This window comes from Alcanivorax sp. (genome assembly GCF_017794965.1).
Taxonomy (GTDB): domain Bacteria; phylum Pseudomonadota; class Gammaproteobacteria; order Pseudomonadales; family Alcanivoracaceae; genus Alcanivorax.
On the sequence record NZ_CP051240.1, the window covers coordinates 866,319 to 881,955 of the forward strand.

Sequence of the window (15,637 nt, forward strand, 5' to 3'; positions counted from 1 at the left end):
TTGGCCGCCGAGGTCGTCCCCGGGGTATAGGAGCGGTGATCAATCGTTCCAGATCAGTACTTCAATGGGTGTCGGGTTGTAGCCGTTACAGGGATTGTTCAACTGCGGGCAGTTGGAAATCAGGATCACTGTATCCATGCAGGCGGTCAGCTCCACATACTTGCCCGGCGCGGAAATGCCGTCTTCGAAAGTGAGCCCGCCCTCGGCAGTCACCGGCACATTCATGAAGAAGTTGATGTTGTGAGTGATGTCCTGCTTGGCCAGATGAAATTCCGGGTGCTCATTGACGGCCAGCATCCAGCTGTCCCGGCAGGCATGCATGCAGCGCTTTTCCAGATCGTAGCGCACGGTGTTGCTTTCAGTGGCACAGGCGCCGCCCAGAGTATCGTGACGGCCACAAGTGTCAGCAACGATTTCCAACAAAGGGTTCATGCGGTTAGTCATCAGCGTGGTGCCGGCGGTGAGGTAGACATTGCCCTGTTCGCGGATGGTGTCCATGGCGCTGTAGCGTTCGGCGGGATCTTCGGCGCTGTAGAAAAGGGTGTCTGCAGCCTGGTTGCCTTCCAGATCCAGCAGGCGAACCGTCTGGCCTTTGCTGATAGTGCGGATAAAATAATCTCCGGCCGCCACCACTTCACGAAAGCTGGCCTGATCTGGTTGTCGTGAACTTTCTTTGATCATTTTTCTTTCCTTGTCGCTTGAAGCTTGTGGCTTGCAGCTTCTTACAATCCCAGGTGGTAGAGGCGATTGTTTTCGAACGCACGGCCGTTTTCCGGGCGGAAGTTCTTGCAGAAATCATCCTCTGTTACGGGGGCGGCTTTCAGCATCTCGATCTGCACCGGCTTCATGGGATATTCCTCCGCCGGATCCAGCGGGTGTGGGCAGCTGTGCAGGATCACCAGGGTGTCCATTTCGAAGCGCAGGGTAACGCTGGCACCGGCGCGGGCCACGGAAGGATCGAACACCAGGTTGCCCTCATCATCCGCCGCCACTTTGGAAAACAGATTCAGGTTAGCGGCCATGTCCCGTTCGGTGAGACCGTACTTGGCCAGTTCGGTCAGGAAGCTGTGTTCACCACTCAGGGTCCATTCATTGTGGCAATCCTGGTAGGAGCGCACGGCGTATTTTTCTTTCAGGGTCTTTTCACTGAGGGTGCCACACACGGTGTCGTGCCAGCCGAAATCGTCTTCCACGATGGAGGCAAATACGCGACCCATATCGGAATAAAGACAGTTGCCTTTGGTCAGCTTGAAAGTGTGTTGGCCCTTGAGGCTGTCCGGGGCGTTGTACTTCTCAAGAAGCATCTCGGGGTTGTACATCAGTACGGAGAGGTTGGCGCCACCCTCCAGATCGGTGAAGCGCAGCTGCATGCCGCGGCGTACCCGCAGCGACCAGTGGGCGCTGCCGGGCAGGGTGGTGGTGTAAAGGCTTTCGCTCATGGTGAAGTCCTTACCGCTGTTTGATACGGGTTACAGGGTGTCGTTAAGAACGCGACTGGTTCGTGTCACGGTCTGATTGATATTGGTCAGAGTGCCGTTGGCGCAATCGCCCACGGGCAGGTCATAGGTGACCCGCGCGCCGTAGGCACCGGGGGCCTGGGGATCAAGACGGGGTTTGTCGAAGACCCACAGGCGGGTGCCCAGATAGAAGCCTTCAGTGATGTCATGGGTGATCATGAACACCGTCAGTTTCTGTTGCTTCCACAGGCTCAGCACCAGCTTGTGCATGTCGGCACGGATACCCGGGTCCAGTGCACCGAACGGTTCGTCCAGTAGCAGAATGCGAGGCCGCTTTATCAATGCCTGGGCCAGGGCAAGACGTTGCTGCATACCACCGGAAAGCTCATGGGGGTATTTGTCTGCGGCCTGACCCAGTCCCACGGACTCAAGCATGTCGAGGGCGGTCTTGCGAAGCTGGCGACGCTTCTTGCCGAACGTAACGCCCAGCCAGCGGTTGCTTTCCAGTTCACCGCCGAGCATGACGTTTTCCAGCGCGGTCAGGTGGCTGAGCACGGAATAGCGCTGGAACACGATCCCACGGCTTTCGTCTGGCTCCGCCGGTAACGGCTTTCCATCCAGCAGCAATTCGCCGCGGGTGCCTTCTTCAGTGCCAAGCAGCAGTTTCAGGAAGGTGGTTTTTCCGCAGCCGGAGGCGCCGACAATGGTGATGAATTCACCTTCCTGCACGGTGGCATTGAGCCGCTCCAGGACGACCTGATCACCGTACTCCTTCCACAGGTTTTTCAGTTCGATAATGGCCATCTTAATGTCCTTGCTGGTGGAACCAGGGATAGCGCCATTGCGAATAGCGGCTAAGCATGAAGTCGATGGCAAACGCCAGCAGAGTGATCCACACCACGTAGGGCAAGATCACGTCCATGGACAGGTACCGCCGGACCAGGAAGATCCGGTAGCCCAGCCCTTCGGTGGCTGCGATAGCTTCGGCGGCAATCAGGAACAACCAGGCCGGGCCCAGCGACAGTCGCACGGCGCTGATCAGTCGCGGCATTATCTGCGGCCACACCAGACGAGTGACGATCTGCCAGGTATTGGCGCCCAGGGTCTGCAGCTTGATGATCTGCTCGGCGGGGATTTCCATGGCTCGCTGTTGCAGGTCGCGAATCATGAAGGGGGTAATACCAATAATGATCAGCATGACCTTGGCCAGTTCCCCCAGTCCGAAGATGATGAACAACACGGGCAGAATCGCCATGGGGGGCACCAGCGAGAGCCCGGTGACCAATGGGGAAAAGGTGGAACGAATCAGCGGAATGGTGCCGTTGCCGATGCCCACCACCACCGCGATCAATGCACTGATGGCCACACCAATGGCAAGCCGTTGCAGGCTGGCCAGTGTGTCAGCCCACAAAAGGTAATCGCCGCTGCGCTTGCTGGGTTCGAAGGCCATGCGGTCGATGGCTTGAACGAAACTGTCCAGGGCGGGCAGCAACTTGTCGTTGGGGTTCTCTGCCAGTCGTGCGTCGGACGCCACCATGTAGGCGATGATCAGCAGCAGGAAGGGCAAGAGTCCCAACGCCCAGTTCATGGCATTGCCGGGGCGACGGTTGATCAGTTTCTTCATGGCAATTCCCGGTTGATTTAGAGACTGGATGCCTGACGCCAGCCGCTAAGCAGCGTCAAGCGTCGGGCATCTGGCGTCAGGCGTTCAGAGCTTTCCTTCCGCGGCCATGGCCATGTAGTCAGGGATAAAGCGCAGCTGCACATTGCCTTCGCTGCCGAATACGCCGGCTGGCGTTTCGATACCCACAAAACCGGCATCCGGTGCGCCTTCACCGAGCAGGCCATGGTCAAAGGAGAATTCGGCCACTTTCTGCATGGTGTCTTTCAGCTCTGCACTATTGACGAATTCCACGGCTTCGCTGGCGTTGTAGAACATGCGGGTGGAGGCAAGCTGGGCTTCGTAACCGGCCAGATCAGTACCGGAGGCCTTGGCCATGAAAGTGCGGGCCGCCTTGCCGGCTTCATCGTCGGCGGACATGGTGGCCATGATTTCGTACCAGGCGCCGGTGAGCGCCTTGCCGAAGTCCGGGTTGGCGTTCAGGGTCTCGGTGTTGACCACCATCAGATCGATGATTTCACCGGGGATCTTGGAAGAGTCGAACACCTTGTGGCTGTCCGGCATGGCGGTGATTTCGCTCAGCAGCGGGTTCCAGGTGGCCACTGCGGTCACGTCATCGGTGGTGTAGGCAGACACCATGTCAGCATCAGAGGTGTTCACCACGGTCAGGTCTTTTTCGCTCAGCCCTACTGTGTCGAGAGCCCGTGCCAGCAGATAGTGAGAGACAGACAACTCGACCAGGTTCACATTCTGGCCCTTGATGTCAGCCAGCTTGTCGGTGCCCTTGAGGACCACACCATCGTTGCCGTTGGAGAAGTCCCCTACGATCAGGGCGGTGGAATCTACCCCACCGGCGGCGGGAATGGTCAGCGCATCCATGTTGGTCATGGCGCAGCCGTCATAGGCGCCGGCAGTGTACTGATTGATGGATTCCACGTAGTCGTTGATTTGCACTACGTCGATGTCGATATCGTATTTGTCGGCCCATTTATCGACGATCTCTTGCTGGGCGCCATAGTCCCATGGCATCCAGCCCACATAGATGGACCAGCAAACGCTGAATGAATCCTTGGCCATAACGGTGGCCGGGGTGAGGGCGGCAAACAGGGAAAGTGCTGCGGCGGCAGCGGTTTTGCGTACGGAATGGGTCATCTCGGACCTCCTTGGCTACGGACGGAGAGGAATCCAATGACACTGCTGTCATCGTGCTCTCCCGGGCTTTTGTCCCGCCGTGTAACCTTCTGCCAAGCAAGTCAGACAAGGTCGCCAGCTCTCGGACCAGACATCTTCAGGACGAAGACCGGAACCCTAGCTGCCTATTTCGCAAATTGTGTTGAGTGCGTGATGGCATGCAAGCCATTCGATTCCTCGACAGGAATTCTGCAAGCCAGATGCCAACTTTGACAAAGTGGGAGAAAACAAGGAGTTGGGAGTGTGGGCGGAAGTGTCAGGGCGCGAAAGTACAATAAAACGCATTGCATTGGGGCGCTGCGTACTGAGGCGCCCCAATGCGGTGCATATCAGTCCGTCATGAAATTCATCAGGGCGTCCCAACTGGTCAGATCAGCATGGGCATCGTAGCCCAGCGGCAACTCGAAGCGTTTGGCTACGGCATCCGCGCCGGGATTGGTGAAGCTGTGCTGGACCCCCGGGAAGCTGAGCAGGCGCAGATCTACGCCGGCAGTGGTCATCTCGGAAACAAACCCGGTGACCTGCTCGGCGGGCACCATGGGGTCAGCCTGGCCAGTGGCCACCAAAACCTTGGCCTTGATGTCTCCCGCTTGCGCCGGCGAGTCCGTTCCCAGAGAGCCGTGGAAGCTGGCCACACCGGCCAGATCCACGCCCCGACGGGCCTGGTTCAGCACCACCGCACCACCAAAGCAGTAACCAATCGCGTAGATCCGTTTGGCATCCACCTGCTGCTGTTTGAGCAGCATCTGGCGGGCCGCTTCGAAGCGGGCATTCATCTTTTCCGGCTCCGCCAGTGCGGCTTCCATGAAGGCGGTGGCATCTTTGGGATGGGTGGCTACTTTGCCAGTGCCGTACATGTCCACGGCCAGGGCAACAAAGCCTTCCTTGGCCAGCATGCGGGCGCGATTGCGGGCATATTCGTTCAATCCCCACCATTCGTGTACCACGATGACGCCGGCAGAAGGTTCCTTCTGCTTTTCGTTCAGGTACATGACACCGGTGCCCAGCCCGTCGGGCAGGGTGACTTCTGTTTCGATGATCTCGGCAGCGTAGGCGCTTTGGCCCATGACCAGAAACAGGATAAACAGGCCAAGCCGTTTCATTGCTTTTCCTCTCGGTGATTAAGTGTTTTCGGGGTTGTGCGCGTCACGCATCAGGCGGCCGGCGGCAACCTCATTCCTGCCATACCCAGCGCAGCGGTTCGCCAAAGTCGTCATACAGCAGTTTGCGCTGGGGGCGGGCGTTGAGACGTTGGCGTTTGGGTTTGTGCTTGCGGGCATCAATGGTGGCCGCCACCTGGCTGAGGTCGGTGCGGCCTGGCTGGCGAGGGCCATTGAACAGCACGGTCTGGTGACCCTTGCCACTGACCGCATCGGCGCCACTGACGCCACTGGGGACTTCCTCGATGGATCCACCTTTCTCCAGAAAGCGTTGCATATCACGCTCCAGGCGATGACGTTGCTGCTCTTTGCTGTTGAGAACCTTCACCGGAACTGACCCCAGGTTGAAAGTGGAACCATCGACAATAGCAGCCTGCGGGCAGGGCTTCTACTGCCCGTGGGTGGGAGTTTGTAACGCTGCCTTGATCGCGTCTTCCAGGGCGCCACCCAGCGGTTTCTCTGCTGCGGGGAAATGCTGGATCGACTGGCCGTCGGCGGAAACCAGGAATTTGTTGAAGTTCCAGCCCGGTGCCTCGGTGGCTTCCGCCAGTGCCCGGAATACCGGGTTGGCCTCTGTCCCCTTCACCTTGCTGGTGGCCGCCATGGGGAAGGTGACGCCGTAATTGATATAGCAGACCTTGGCGGTGTCCGCTTCATCATCCAGTTCCTGACGGAAGTCATCGGACGGAAAACCAATGATCACCAGTCCCTGATCCTTGTAGCGCTGGTAGAGATTTTCCAGGCCCTTGAACTGGCCAGTGTAGCCACAGCGGCTGGCGGTATTCACCACCAGCGTCGTGTGCCCCCGGGTCAAGTCACACAGATCCAGCTCGGCTTTGGAGTGCAGCTTGCGCACCTGGGTATCGAACAGGGCCGGGCAATCACTGGCCATGGCCGGCAAGGTAATGGCCAGGGGCAGGATTAGCAGTATCGCTTTCAGGGTGCGAATCACAATGACGCTCCTTTGATGGCAGAACCTGACTATTCCTCCGGCCCGGTCAACAGGGCGCGAAGATCAACGCCCCTTGGGCTTGAGTGCCTCGCCGTCGAACTTTACGTCGGCCAGGGTGTGGCGCATGAAAGTGCGGATATTGGCGTGATCATCGCCTTCCGGATTGCTCAGCACATGGTCACGGAAGAAATGGCCAAAGCAGGCCAGGGTCTGCTCATCGTTGAGCTGGTGCAGCTTGGCGAAGGCGAAGATCTTGCAGGAGCCCTCATTGGTACCCGCCTCATTCACCACCATGTCCTCGCCGCTGCCGTTGGTGAACCGGGTCGGGGTGTAGTCATAGTGTTCTGCGATGACTTCCTGTACCTGCTCAAAGGCAACCACTTCGGGCATCAGATTCAGGGCAAACAGCAGGGTTTCGACGGAATTGCTCATGAGGTGGATCCTGTTCCGGTGTTGGTCGTCTGGACAAGCGCTGAAGGGTAGCGCCAACACCGGAGCAGGGGAAGGCCAAAGCGCCGATTACCGGGTGGCGGCCGCGGCCTCTGGCAGCCTTTCCGCGCCCAGCGGGTTGCAGTTTTTCAGGACCACCTTGCCCTGCAGCATATTGCCGCGGGAATACTCGCGGAAGATGCAGTCACCGGTTTCCGGGTCATAGTCCTCGATCCACAGGTTGTCTTCCTTCCAGGTGGCGTTGAGGTGGTAGTGGCCTTCAGGAATGGTAATGCTCATGGTGCCGCCAAAGCGCTTCACGAACACCTGCTGCAGCCAGAAATAATAGGCCAGGGTGGCGACCAGCCAGATGATGGCGGCAACAATGATCGCTGGCTTCCATTTCTCCATGCGCACGCCAATGCCGAACAGGGCACCAATCACCAGAGCTGCGACCAAAAACCAGTAGAGGTAGGTAACCATATTTTCATCCTTGTTGTCTGAATTAGCTCTGGCATCATAGCAATGATTTCAAAGGCAGATGTAAAAGCATGCAACAGTGGTGGGTGTACATGGTGAGGTGTGCGGACCGGTCTCTTTATACCGGTATCTGTACCGAGCCGGCTCGCCGCTTTTACGAGCATAATCACAGCCCGAAAGGCGCACGATATACCCGGGTGCGGCGTCCGGTGGTGCCGATATTACTGGTGCCCGGTGGCGATCGTTCAACGGCCAGCCAGCTGGAAGCTGGTTTGAAACGGCTGAGCCGGGCCAACAAGGACAAATTGCTGGCGGCGCTGCGAGAAGAAAAACGTCGGCAACCGCTGTCAATCTGGCTGGAAGATTCCGAATACATTAATGGAGAACAAGGTAATGACACTGTGGCGTAGTTTTGTGCTGGTAATGCTGGCGGGCTGGTTGAGTGGCTGCGGGATCAATAATATCCCCACCTACGACGAGCAGGTAAAAGCCGCCTGGAGCCAGGTGGAAAACCAGTATCAGCGCCGTGCAGACCTGATTCCCAATCTGGTCAATACCGTGAAGGGGTATGCCGCCCACGAGCAGGAAGTACTGGTAGATGTGACCGAAGCCCGTGCCAAGGTGGGTTCCATCCAGGTGGATGGCAACATGCTGGATAACCCGGAAAAGTTGCAGCAGTTCGAGCAGGCCCAGCGCCAGCTCGGTTCCGCCCTGCAACGCCTGATGGTAGTGGCAGAGCGTTACCCGGATCTGAAGGCCAACCAGAATTTTCTGGCCCTGCAATCCCAGCTGGAAGGCACCGAAAACCGCATCAGCGTGGCGCGCCGGGATTACATCGCCGCCGTGCAGCAGTACAACACCGAAATTCGTACCTTCCCGGGCCGCCTCTGGCACAGCTTCCTGTATAGCGAGATGGAAGTGCGTGACACCTATGAAGCCACGTCGGAAGGGGCCGACGAGGCGCCGGCTGTCAGCTTCGAATGATGCGCTTTCTGATACTGGCCCTGTTGTTGCTGGCGCGGCCCCTGTGGGCGGCGCCTGATTTCCCTGAGCTGACCGGCCGGGTGGTGGACCAGGCCGGTCTGCTGACGCCGGCCCAGGTGCAGAGCCTGAGTGGCACGCTTGCCTCGGCGGAGCAGAATACGTCCAATCAGGTGGTGGTGGTTACCCTGTCCGATCTGCAGGGGTATGACATTGCCGACTACGGTTACCAGCTGGGCCGTCACTGGGGTATTGGCAGCAAGGATAACGACAACGGCGTGTTGCTGATCGTCGCGCCCAACGACCGCAAGGTGCGCATCGAGGTGGGTTATGGTCTGGAAGGGGCGCTCACCGATGCCCTGTCCAGCATCATTATCCAGCAGGAAATCCTTCCCGCGTTCCGTCAGGGGCAGTTCTATGGTGGTATCCAGGCGGGTGTCACGGCCATTCAGGCTGCCATCAAGGGTGAGTATGCGGGTACCCGCCAGGCCCGTCAGAAACCCTCTGGCCTCAAGGCCCTGGGTATCCTCGGTGTGATGATTGTGCTGACCTTCCTGCTCTCCTTCGGGGGCGGTGGCGGTCGCGGTGGTCGCCGCGGGGGCTTCATGTTCCTGCCCATGCCCATGGGCGGTGGTGGCTTCGGCGGTGGCGGTTTTGGTGGCGGCGGCTTCGGCGGCGGTGGTGGCGGCTTTGGTGGCGGTGGCGCCTCAGGAGGTTGGTGATGTTATTGGATAAACAGGCCCAGGCAGATCTTGCTGCAGCTATCACTGAGCAGGAAAAGCGCACTGACGCTGAACTGGTCACCGTGCTGGCGGGGCAAGCGGACGACTATCGTTACATCACCACCCTGTGGGCTGCGCTGTTGTCTCTGCTGGTGCCGGCTGCGCTATTGTTCATCCCGCACTGGCTGACATCGCTGGAAGCGTTGATGTTGCAGTGGGGCGTGTTGCTGGGGCTGGCGGTGCTGTTCCGATTCAGGCCCATTCAGTTCCGCCTGGTACCCCGCTCCCTGCAGCGCCAGCGCGCGGCGAGCCTGGCACGCAGCGCCTTCCTGGAACAGGGGCTTCACCACACCCGTGGCGATACCGGTTTGCTGATTTTCGTCAGTGAGGCCGAGCATTATGTGGAAATTCTTGCGGATCAGGGCATTGCCCGGCATGTGGATGATACCCAGTGGCAGGCCATCGTGGATGCGTTTATTGCCCGGGTAAAAGCGGGACAGATGGCAGAGGGCTTTCAGCAGTGTGTGGCGGCCTGCGGCGACAAGCTGGCCACCCATGTGCCTGCGACCCGCGATAAGAACGAACTGCCCAACCATCTGGTGATGCTCTGAACCCCACTGCTGTCCCACAGTTTCCTGAAGGTCCTGAGGAAGCGGAGGCGCTTTCTCTTGTGGGAGCTCTCTGTGCTCGTCAGGGTATGCTTGCAAGCGAATAGCCCTTGCCGCACCAAAATTCGCCTGCAAGCAGGCTCCCACGAGCAAGGCATCTGCGAGCGTCAAAATGCGGCGGTTAAATCCTGTTCCCCTAAACAGAGCAACCCGCCGGCTTGCCAGCCTGGCGGGTTTCGGACTTCGCTAAGGAGCCTCTGAATAACTCCTTGCATGCTCAGTCTTTCAGGCTGGTTTGCCCCCTCGGCAAAGGTAAAGAGGGGCGCGCTTTTGAAGGTGTATGTCCATCCATCGAAAAAGCGCAACAACGAGTGCGGGCCAGCCTGGAAGACCCGAGAGCACCCGTTCGGGCATAAAGGCGCGGCCTGGAGCGCACATCTGCTGCGCCTTGCCTCTCGGAAAGGGAGCCACCCTGACCGTCGAGACAAGACACAACAGCTGCACGATCCAGGTCACGCTGAGTACGCAAGGAGTTATTTAGAGGCTCCCTAAGTCAAACTGTGGGACAGCAGTGGGAGGAACCCGGGCTTTTGCGGTCCGGGTGCCTGTCAGGTTTGCCCCGTGTCTGTTCTGGCTGTTGGTTCGCACACCGGGGCTAACGTATCGCCGAATCACCCGCCGAAGGCGTTCTTCGCAGGCTGGGCCCATTCTGAAACGCCGTTCATCGCCTGGTGCCGGCCTTTCCCTGGTGGTAGCCGGGCAACCGTTCCTGGCTAATCCTTTTTTCTTCCCTTCCAAGCGACTGATAAGAATAGAAAACCGCTCCGGTGGTGGCCCCTGCGCTGAAGAACTCAGTGCTACTCAGTAATTGAATATGAGAAAAGTGGACAATTGCGGGAAAGGTTGAAATTCAGTACCAAAAGAAGGAGCAGAAAAGCTAACCGTGCCGGTCGGATCCCCGTTTGCGTTCCGCCATCATGGCCCGGCAAGCCAATAGCAATAAGGACAATGCCACTGCCAACGATGCAGTGGCCGTCGCCAGAACCGGGTAACGGTTCTGGCATGCGCTATGGAGAGAGACGATGAAACTGTTTCGCGAGCACCTTGGTACCGCTACGCCGATTCCTCCTGTTCTGATTACCGAGTCAAATGATCTTGAGCGCCTGAAATCCATCGCCCGCAACACCGCCGCCTTTGATCTGGGTGTGCAGGATGTGGAATGGGAAACAGACCAGCCCGACCCCCAGGGTTGCCTGCGTCTGAAACTCAGCGGCGATTACTATTTTGTCATTCGGCCCTGATTCCGCCCCGGCTTGCCGGCTGACCCGTGGCTCCCGTCTCCACAGTCATGAGGCTTACCGCAACGGCTTGGTTGTGGTTGCTCGGTAATACTCCCCGGGTGTAATACATTGCCGCAGGACAAGCGTGCTACGGTCAGGGCAGGACCGAGTTGATCGCAGGAAGCGACTGATGAGACAAGGTGTGCCAATTGCCCTGGCCTGGGCTGCATTGCTGTTCAGCCTTTCTTTGCCAGCCTTGGCGGCGCCCACCTGGTACGGCGTGTTCAAGGGTGGCTGGACAGATTTCGACTATCCGGATTTGCCCTCGGGCATCGACACCACGGACTCCACCTTTTCACTGCTTGCAGGGATGCAGTTCGACTTCAATCCTTCTTCCTTTTCCGCCGGACTTGAGGCGGGTCCCGTCTGGTTGGGTCGCTATGGCCCGGACGACAATCTCAGCGTGGGTGGCCTTGAGGCCGCCGTTGTCGGGGTTGCCCGGGTGGCGACGGGCACCGACCTGTTTGTTCGAACCGGCGTTCTGGGCTGGGATGCGAAAGTGCGTGGTGCCAGGGACGAAGACGGCCTGGATCCCCACTACGGCCTGGGATTCCGCTACGGCCTCGATAACCTGCGTTTTCGGGGCAGCGTGGACTGGTATGAACTTGATGATGTGGAGGTAGAAGCCTATACCCTCGGGTTTGACTACTGGTTTCAGCGCTGAGTGGGCGTGGGTTTGACACAACCCCCGTCAAAGATCTCAAAATGAAGTCTGTGGTGATGTTTGCGTGGCGGTGCCGGGTGAAAGGCCGGGTGGACGACGTACCCCCGGTTAGGGAGCCTCTGAATAACTCCTTGCGTCTCCTCTTTTACTGTTGCCGAGGGGCGAGGCTGTCTGAAAGTGTCTGCATCAGACGTTATCGAGAGGCTTGCCGGGGTGTGTGTCTCGACGGTGTCAGCGGGGAAATGGCTGCCTCACGTATCAGCGGCAAGATAATCTTCTTTCTCTGAAATGGGGGCGCAGCAGGTTTTGATTGCCGCCTTGTCCCGACTGTAGGAGGCTATCGTTATCGTGTTCGTTGCGGCTTCACTGCGCGGCACACAACAAGGATCTTTTTTGGCAAGGAGTCTCAAGCAATGCGTATCCCCTCTCAGTTTCAATTCCCGTTCGCAGTATTGGCCTTGATACTGTGGCTTTCCGGTTGTGCCTCTACCACGGAGGATGACGCGCTCCCCGAGCCGTCACTGCAGACGGAGGAAATTCACAATGAGGGCGAGCCGGGCAGCGCGCAATTGCGTCGCCTGGATCTGGTGGCGCAGGTCACCGCTATTGATCACGACACCCGGGAAGTGACTCTCAAGGACAGCACGGGTGAGAGTACTACCCTGACGGTAGGACCTCTGGTGGAAAATCTGGACCAGGTAGAGAAGGGCGACAAGGTGCACGTGGTGTTTTACGAGCAAATGGTCGTTTATGCCCGCCCGCCGGGCAGCGGCGCACAGGCCGATGCCGCCTTGCTCATGGAGACCGCCGAGAAAGGCCAGAAACCCGCCGGCGTGATTGCGGAGGTGGATGAAATCGTGGCCGTGGTCACCGCGGTGGACCTTGAAGCGCACAGCGCGACACTGCGCTTCCCTGATGGCAGTGAGGAGCAATTTGCCGTGTGGCCCGACGTGGAGTTGAAAGAGGAGCATGTCGGCGCGGAAGTGGTCATTCAGATGACCTCCGCAGTGGGCGTCAAAGTCGACAAGATCTGATTGGAAGGCATACGGACCGGCGCTGCTTTTGATGAGTGTCCGGTCTTTTGCTTGAGGCGCAGGATGTCGTTGCAATGCCTGTCTACTCATATTTGAGTATATTTTGCTTTATAGATTGATTTCTACTCATTTATGAGTAGATTTATCGGTATGGAAACCTTGGCGAAAATTGGCAGCAACCTCCGTGAAGCAAGGCGCAAAGCGTACCCTGACGATACCCTGGATGACTTTGCATTACGGATTGGTGTCGGCAGGGCAACCCTGCAACGGATGGAGAAGGGCGATCTCAGCGTCTCCATGGGGAAATATCTGCAGGCAGCCAGATTGCTGGGCCTGGACGAGCCATTCCAGTACCTGCTGAAGCCCAGACGGAGCCTGTTCGATGACTAGACAGCGCTACGATCTCTACCTCAATACCCGTGAGACAGGGCTGGTACATGCTGCCGAGGTGGTACTGCTGGAAGAGGCGGGCAGCCTCAGCGAGGTAGGGTTTCGCTACCGTTCCGAATACCTGGATGGTTCCGGAGCCTTTTCCATTGACCCGGCACAGCTTCCTCTTCGCTCAGGTACGTTTGAATTTGCCTGCCACCGGGGCGCCTGCCCGGCGATTCTCGACGATTACCTGCCGGATGACTGGGGTCGCAAGGTGCTGGTGCAGTTGGCGCTGTATCGCGACCACAAAAAGCTCAACGCCAACAGCGCGATTGATACCCTCTCCCTGTTGGGCAATAGCAGGATTGGTGCCGTTTCCATCGTGGAGCAGGGCGGGGTGCCACACTTCGACGGCGGTTACGCTCTTGAGTATCTGCAGGCAGCAGAGCAGGCGGCCCAACAACTGGACCAGTTGGACCACGGTCAAGTGGACCTGGACGAAATGAGCCTGCTCTATCTGGCCAACGCCGGTACTGGTGTGGGCGGTGCCCGGCCCAAGGCCCTGCTGTTTGATGCTCACGGCCACTATCTGGCCAAGTTCAACCGCTTCACCCAGGACAGCTACAACAATGCCAGAGTGGAACTGGCCTGTCTGAAAATGGCGCAGGCTGCAGGCATCACCATGCTGGATGGGAAGGTCATCACGGGAATCAATGGTCGCGAAGTGCTGTTGCTGGATCGCTTCGACATAGACGGCGACACCAGAAAGCACCTGATCACCGCCAACGGACTGCTCAAGGAGCCCCAGTCACAACTGGATCCTGGGCATGCCTTCCGCTACGACCATGTCAGCGAGTTGATCCGGAAATATTCCTGCCGCGTAGAACAAGACCTGATACAGCTGCTCAAATTGATGCTCTTCAATCGTGCCATCAACAACACCGATGACCACGAGCGTAATTTCAGTTTCATGCATGGCCCAAAAGGCTATCACCTGGCCCCAGCCTATGATCTGGTACCCAGTCTCACCCTCAATACCCACCACGCCGCCGGCTACCAGTACCAGCCCTGGCCTCCCTCGCCCACGGAAGCCCTGGAAGATGGCCGTATCTTCAAATTACCCAGACCCAAAGTCGAAGCGGCAGCAAAGGATGTGATGCGCGCTGTCGAGCAATGGCGGCACTTTGCTAGTGAAGCGGGAGTGAGTTTTGAAGATAGTGAAAAGTTGGGGCGGGTGATCAAGACCTGAGTGGTGTTTATGGCAGGTCTGAGTCAAGAGAGCTTTCCCGGCGTTTTTTCAGTGAGGGGGGGGCGTGCCCTTGTCCTTTCTTTTTCCTTTACCTCTTCACCAACAGGGGCGAAGTCAGCGGACTCCGGCCGTTTTCATCAGCGCGCAAGTTGATCTTGTAGGTTATGGCTTACATAAATTTTTAAGTGATTGAGATAAGGTGATTTTTTAGAAAAGCGGATGCAAGAAAAGTCCGAGTAAAAATTCCCGTTCAACACGCAAGTTCAAGAAAAGTCTGTTGAGAGTGATTCCTGATTGTAGGGTAAGTCACTGATAGGTAGTCGGTCTCATGTGATTCTTGAGTGGGAGTGGATCGGGGATATACAGCAAAGTGTTATATCGCATCTGCAATTGAATAAACTGTTAGTGCTCAATGGAGTTGTCTTTGCCTATTTACATCAAGCGTGAATCTGACAACGTGAACATAGCCAAGCTGGCAGCAGGTGACTGGGAGCTGCCCTCTCAAATACGTTGCCTAGAGGAATGGCTGGTGGAACAAGAGGAGAGTTTGCCTCCAGCGGACTACATTGCGGACATCGGATTCAGTATGCGCGAAAACGCTCTTGGTGGCGGTGCAATTTTAAGTGTTCGCGCCATGTCCATCATGGCAAAGCTTGGAATAAAGCTTTATCTATCCGAATACCCTGATGACTAGGTGTATGGGCACTAACAAGCGGCATCACGGCGACCGCTTTTCCGCCGCTTCGCGGCTCCAAACCGGCGCGTGTGCCGGGCGTTATGTTTACAAGGCTCGTAATTGTCAGAGAGGGTTGGCGTGAGAAGATTAATTATGGCTACAAGCCTGGTGGCGCTAGTCTCCGGATGCGCCACCTCAATGAGCCCCGCGCAGTTTGGTGAGAGTTTCCCAAAAGCTACCACCTCTGAGTATTACTCAAAGCCTTCCGCGGAGGCTGCGATACGTGAAGGAAATTGTAGCATTGCAGTTAAAGACAGAAAGTATGTCGCGCCGATTGGGTTGACGGTGCATGGAGATGTAAAGAACGGAGCTGTCGGTGTTGATGAATGGGTCGCGGCCGATAAGGCCAACGCATACACAATAAACAACTACGAGTGGATTTCCGTGCCAATAGGCGAGGACTACGCAACTCAGTTGATTCTACACTTCGATACGCTTCTGTGTCCGTGAGAGGACTAGAGCATAACAAGGGCCTGCAAGCCGACATTCGGCGGCTGAGGCGGGCGTTAACTGTCCAACCTCCGCAAGAAAAGTAGACACCTCACTACAACCTAATGAGGTGTGTTTATATGGCAAAGAAGTCGAACGGTGGCGTCTGGTCTTGCATCGTGCGCGAGGAGTCTGGTGCAAGGAGGGCGATG

The 15,637-nt window shown here is 57.6% G+C and carries 21 protein-coding genes and 1 riboswitch; of the genes, 11 read left to right on the forward strand and 10 right to left on the reverse strand.

What is annotated here, in order from left to right; translation table 11 throughout:
• Positions 1-39 precede the first annotated feature (39 nt).
• From HF945_RS03850 to HF945_RS03895, 10 genes are all read right to left on the reverse strand, one after another.
• Positions 40-681 carry an urea amidolyase associated protein UAAP2 gene (locus HF945_RS03850; RefSeq protein ID WP_290524440.1) on the reverse strand — a complete coding sequence of 214 codons (642 nt, stop codon included), beginning with the start codon at positions 679-681 and terminating at the stop codon, positions 40-42.
• A gap of 41 nt (positions 682-722) precedes the next feature.
• Positions 723-1,439: an urea amidolyase associated protein UAAP1 gene (locus tag HF945_RS03855; RefSeq protein WP_290524441.1), complete on the reverse strand. Its 717-nt coding sequence runs from the start codon at positions 1,437-1,439 to the stop codon at positions 723-725.
• 30 nt (positions 1,440-1,469) lie between these two features.
• The gene (locus HF945_RS03860) at positions 1,470-2,261 is read right to left on the reverse strand and encodes an ABC transporter ATP-binding protein (RefSeq protein ID WP_290524442.1); all 792 of its coding nucleotides are present in this window, start codon (positions 2,259-2,261) and stop codon (positions 1,470-1,472) included.
• Between the two features lies 1 nt (position 2,262).
• Positions 2,263-3,081 (reverse strand): ABC transporter permease subunit, encoded by an 819-nt coding sequence (locus HF945_RS03865; RefSeq protein WP_290524443.1) that lies wholly within the window; start codon positions 3,079-3,081, stop codon positions 2,263-2,265.
• An 84-nt stretch (positions 3,082-3,165) separates the two neighbouring features.
• Entirely contained in the window at positions 3,166-4,230 is a 1,065-nt protein-coding gene (locus HF945_RS03870) for a putative urea ABC transporter substrate-binding protein (RefSeq protein WP_290524444.1), read from the reverse strand.
• 56 nt (positions 4,231-4,286) lie between these two features.
• Positions 4,287-4,401: riboswitch (guanidine-I (ykkC/yxkD leader) on the reverse strand.
• 197 nt (positions 4,402-4,598) lie between these two features.
• Entirely contained in the window at positions 4,599-5,372 is a 774-nt protein-coding gene (locus tag HF945_RS03875) for a dienelactone hydrolase family protein (protein WP_290524445.1), read from the reverse strand.
• A gap of 70 nt (positions 5,373-5,442) precedes the next feature.
• Positions 5,443-5,757 (reverse strand): hypothetical protein, encoded by a 315-nt coding sequence (locus HF945_RS03880; RefSeq protein WP_366492553.1) that lies wholly within the window; start codon positions 5,755-5,757, stop codon positions 5,443-5,445.
• Between the two features lie 60 nt (positions 5,758-5,817).
• Positions 5,818-6,381: a glutathione peroxidase gene (locus tag HF945_RS03885; RefSeq protein ID WP_290524447.1), complete on the reverse strand. Its 564-nt coding sequence runs from the start codon at positions 6,379-6,381 to the stop codon at positions 5,818-5,820.
• Between the two features lie 63 nt (positions 6,382-6,444).
• A complete protein-coding gene (locus HF945_RS03890; protein WP_290524448.1) occupies positions 6,445-6,813 on the reverse strand; it encodes a HopJ type III effector protein in 369 nt (122 codons plus the stop codon).
• Between the two features lie 87 nt (positions 6,814-6,900).
• Entirely contained in the window at positions 6,901-7,293 is a 393-nt protein-coding gene (locus tag HF945_RS03895) for a hypothetical protein (protein WP_290524449.1), read from the reverse strand.
• 68 nt (positions 7,294-7,361) lie between these two features.
• Here HF945_RS03895 and HF945_RS03900 point away from each other — a divergent pair, with 68 nt between their 5' ends.
• From HF945_RS03900 to HF945_RS03950, 11 genes are all read left to right on the forward strand, one after another.
• A complete protein-coding gene (locus HF945_RS03900; protein ID WP_290524450.1) occupies positions 7,362-7,700 on the forward strand; it encodes a GIY-YIG nuclease family protein in 339 nt (112 codons plus the stop codon).
• Complete coding sequence (locus HF945_RS03905) at positions 7,684-8,274, forward strand: LemA family protein (protein ID WP_290524451.1); 591 nt, start codon at positions 7,684-7,686, stop codon at positions 8,272-8,274. Before HF945_RS03900 ends, HF945_RS03905 begins: the two co-directional genes overlap by 17 nt.
• Positions 8,271-8,993 (forward strand): YgcG family protein, encoded by a 723-nt coding sequence (locus tag HF945_RS03910; RefSeq protein WP_290524452.1) that lies wholly within the window; start codon positions 8,271-8,273, stop codon positions 8,991-8,993. Before HF945_RS03905 ends, HF945_RS03910 begins: the two co-directional genes overlap by 4 nt.
• Positions 8,993-9,604 carry a TPM domain-containing protein gene (locus tag HF945_RS03915; RefSeq protein WP_290524453.1) on the forward strand — a complete coding sequence of 204 codons (612 nt, stop codon included), beginning with the start codon at positions 8,993-8,995 and terminating at the stop codon, positions 9,602-9,604. Before HF945_RS03910 ends, HF945_RS03915 begins: the two co-directional genes overlap by 1 nt.
• 1,079 nt (positions 9,605-10,683) lie before the next feature.
• Positions 10,684-10,902 (forward strand): hypothetical protein, encoded by a 219-nt coding sequence (locus tag HF945_RS03920; protein ID WP_290524454.1) that lies wholly within the window; start codon positions 10,684-10,686, stop codon positions 10,900-10,902.
• A gap of 169 nt (positions 10,903-11,071) precedes the next feature.
• Positions 11,072-11,605: a hypothetical protein gene (locus HF945_RS03925; RefSeq protein ID WP_290524455.1), complete on the forward strand. Its 534-nt coding sequence runs from the start codon at positions 11,072-11,074 to the stop codon at positions 11,603-11,605.
• Positions 11,606-12,018: 413 nt separating this feature from the next.
• The gene (locus HF945_RS03930) at positions 12,019-12,639 is read left to right on the forward strand and encodes a hypothetical protein (RefSeq protein ID WP_290524456.1); all 621 of its coding nucleotides are present in this window, start codon (positions 12,019-12,021) and stop codon (positions 12,637-12,639) included.
• Positions 12,640-12,771: 132 nt separating this feature from the next.
• Positions 12,772-13,029: a helix-turn-helix transcriptional regulator gene (locus HF945_RS03935; RefSeq protein WP_290524457.1), complete on the forward strand. Its 258-nt coding sequence runs from the start codon at positions 12,772-12,774 to the stop codon at positions 13,027-13,029.
• Positions 13,022-14,260 (forward strand): type II toxin-antitoxin system HipA family toxin, encoded by a 1,239-nt coding sequence (locus HF945_RS03940; protein ID WP_290524458.1) that lies wholly within the window; start codon positions 13,022-13,024, stop codon positions 14,258-14,260. Before HF945_RS03935 ends, HF945_RS03940 begins: the two co-directional genes overlap by 8 nt.
• Before the next feature lie 424 nt (positions 14,261-14,684).
• Positions 14,685-14,954 (forward strand): hypothetical protein, encoded by a 270-nt coding sequence (locus HF945_RS03945; protein ID WP_290524459.1) that lies wholly within the window; start codon positions 14,685-14,687, stop codon positions 14,952-14,954.
• Positions 14,955-15,089: 135 nt separating this feature from the next.
• Positions 15,090-15,446 carry a hypothetical protein gene (locus tag HF945_RS03950; RefSeq protein ID WP_290524460.1) on the forward strand — a complete coding sequence of 119 codons (357 nt, stop codon included), beginning with the start codon at positions 15,090-15,092 and terminating at the stop codon, positions 15,444-15,446.
• Positions 15,447-15,637 lie beyond the last annotated feature (191 nt).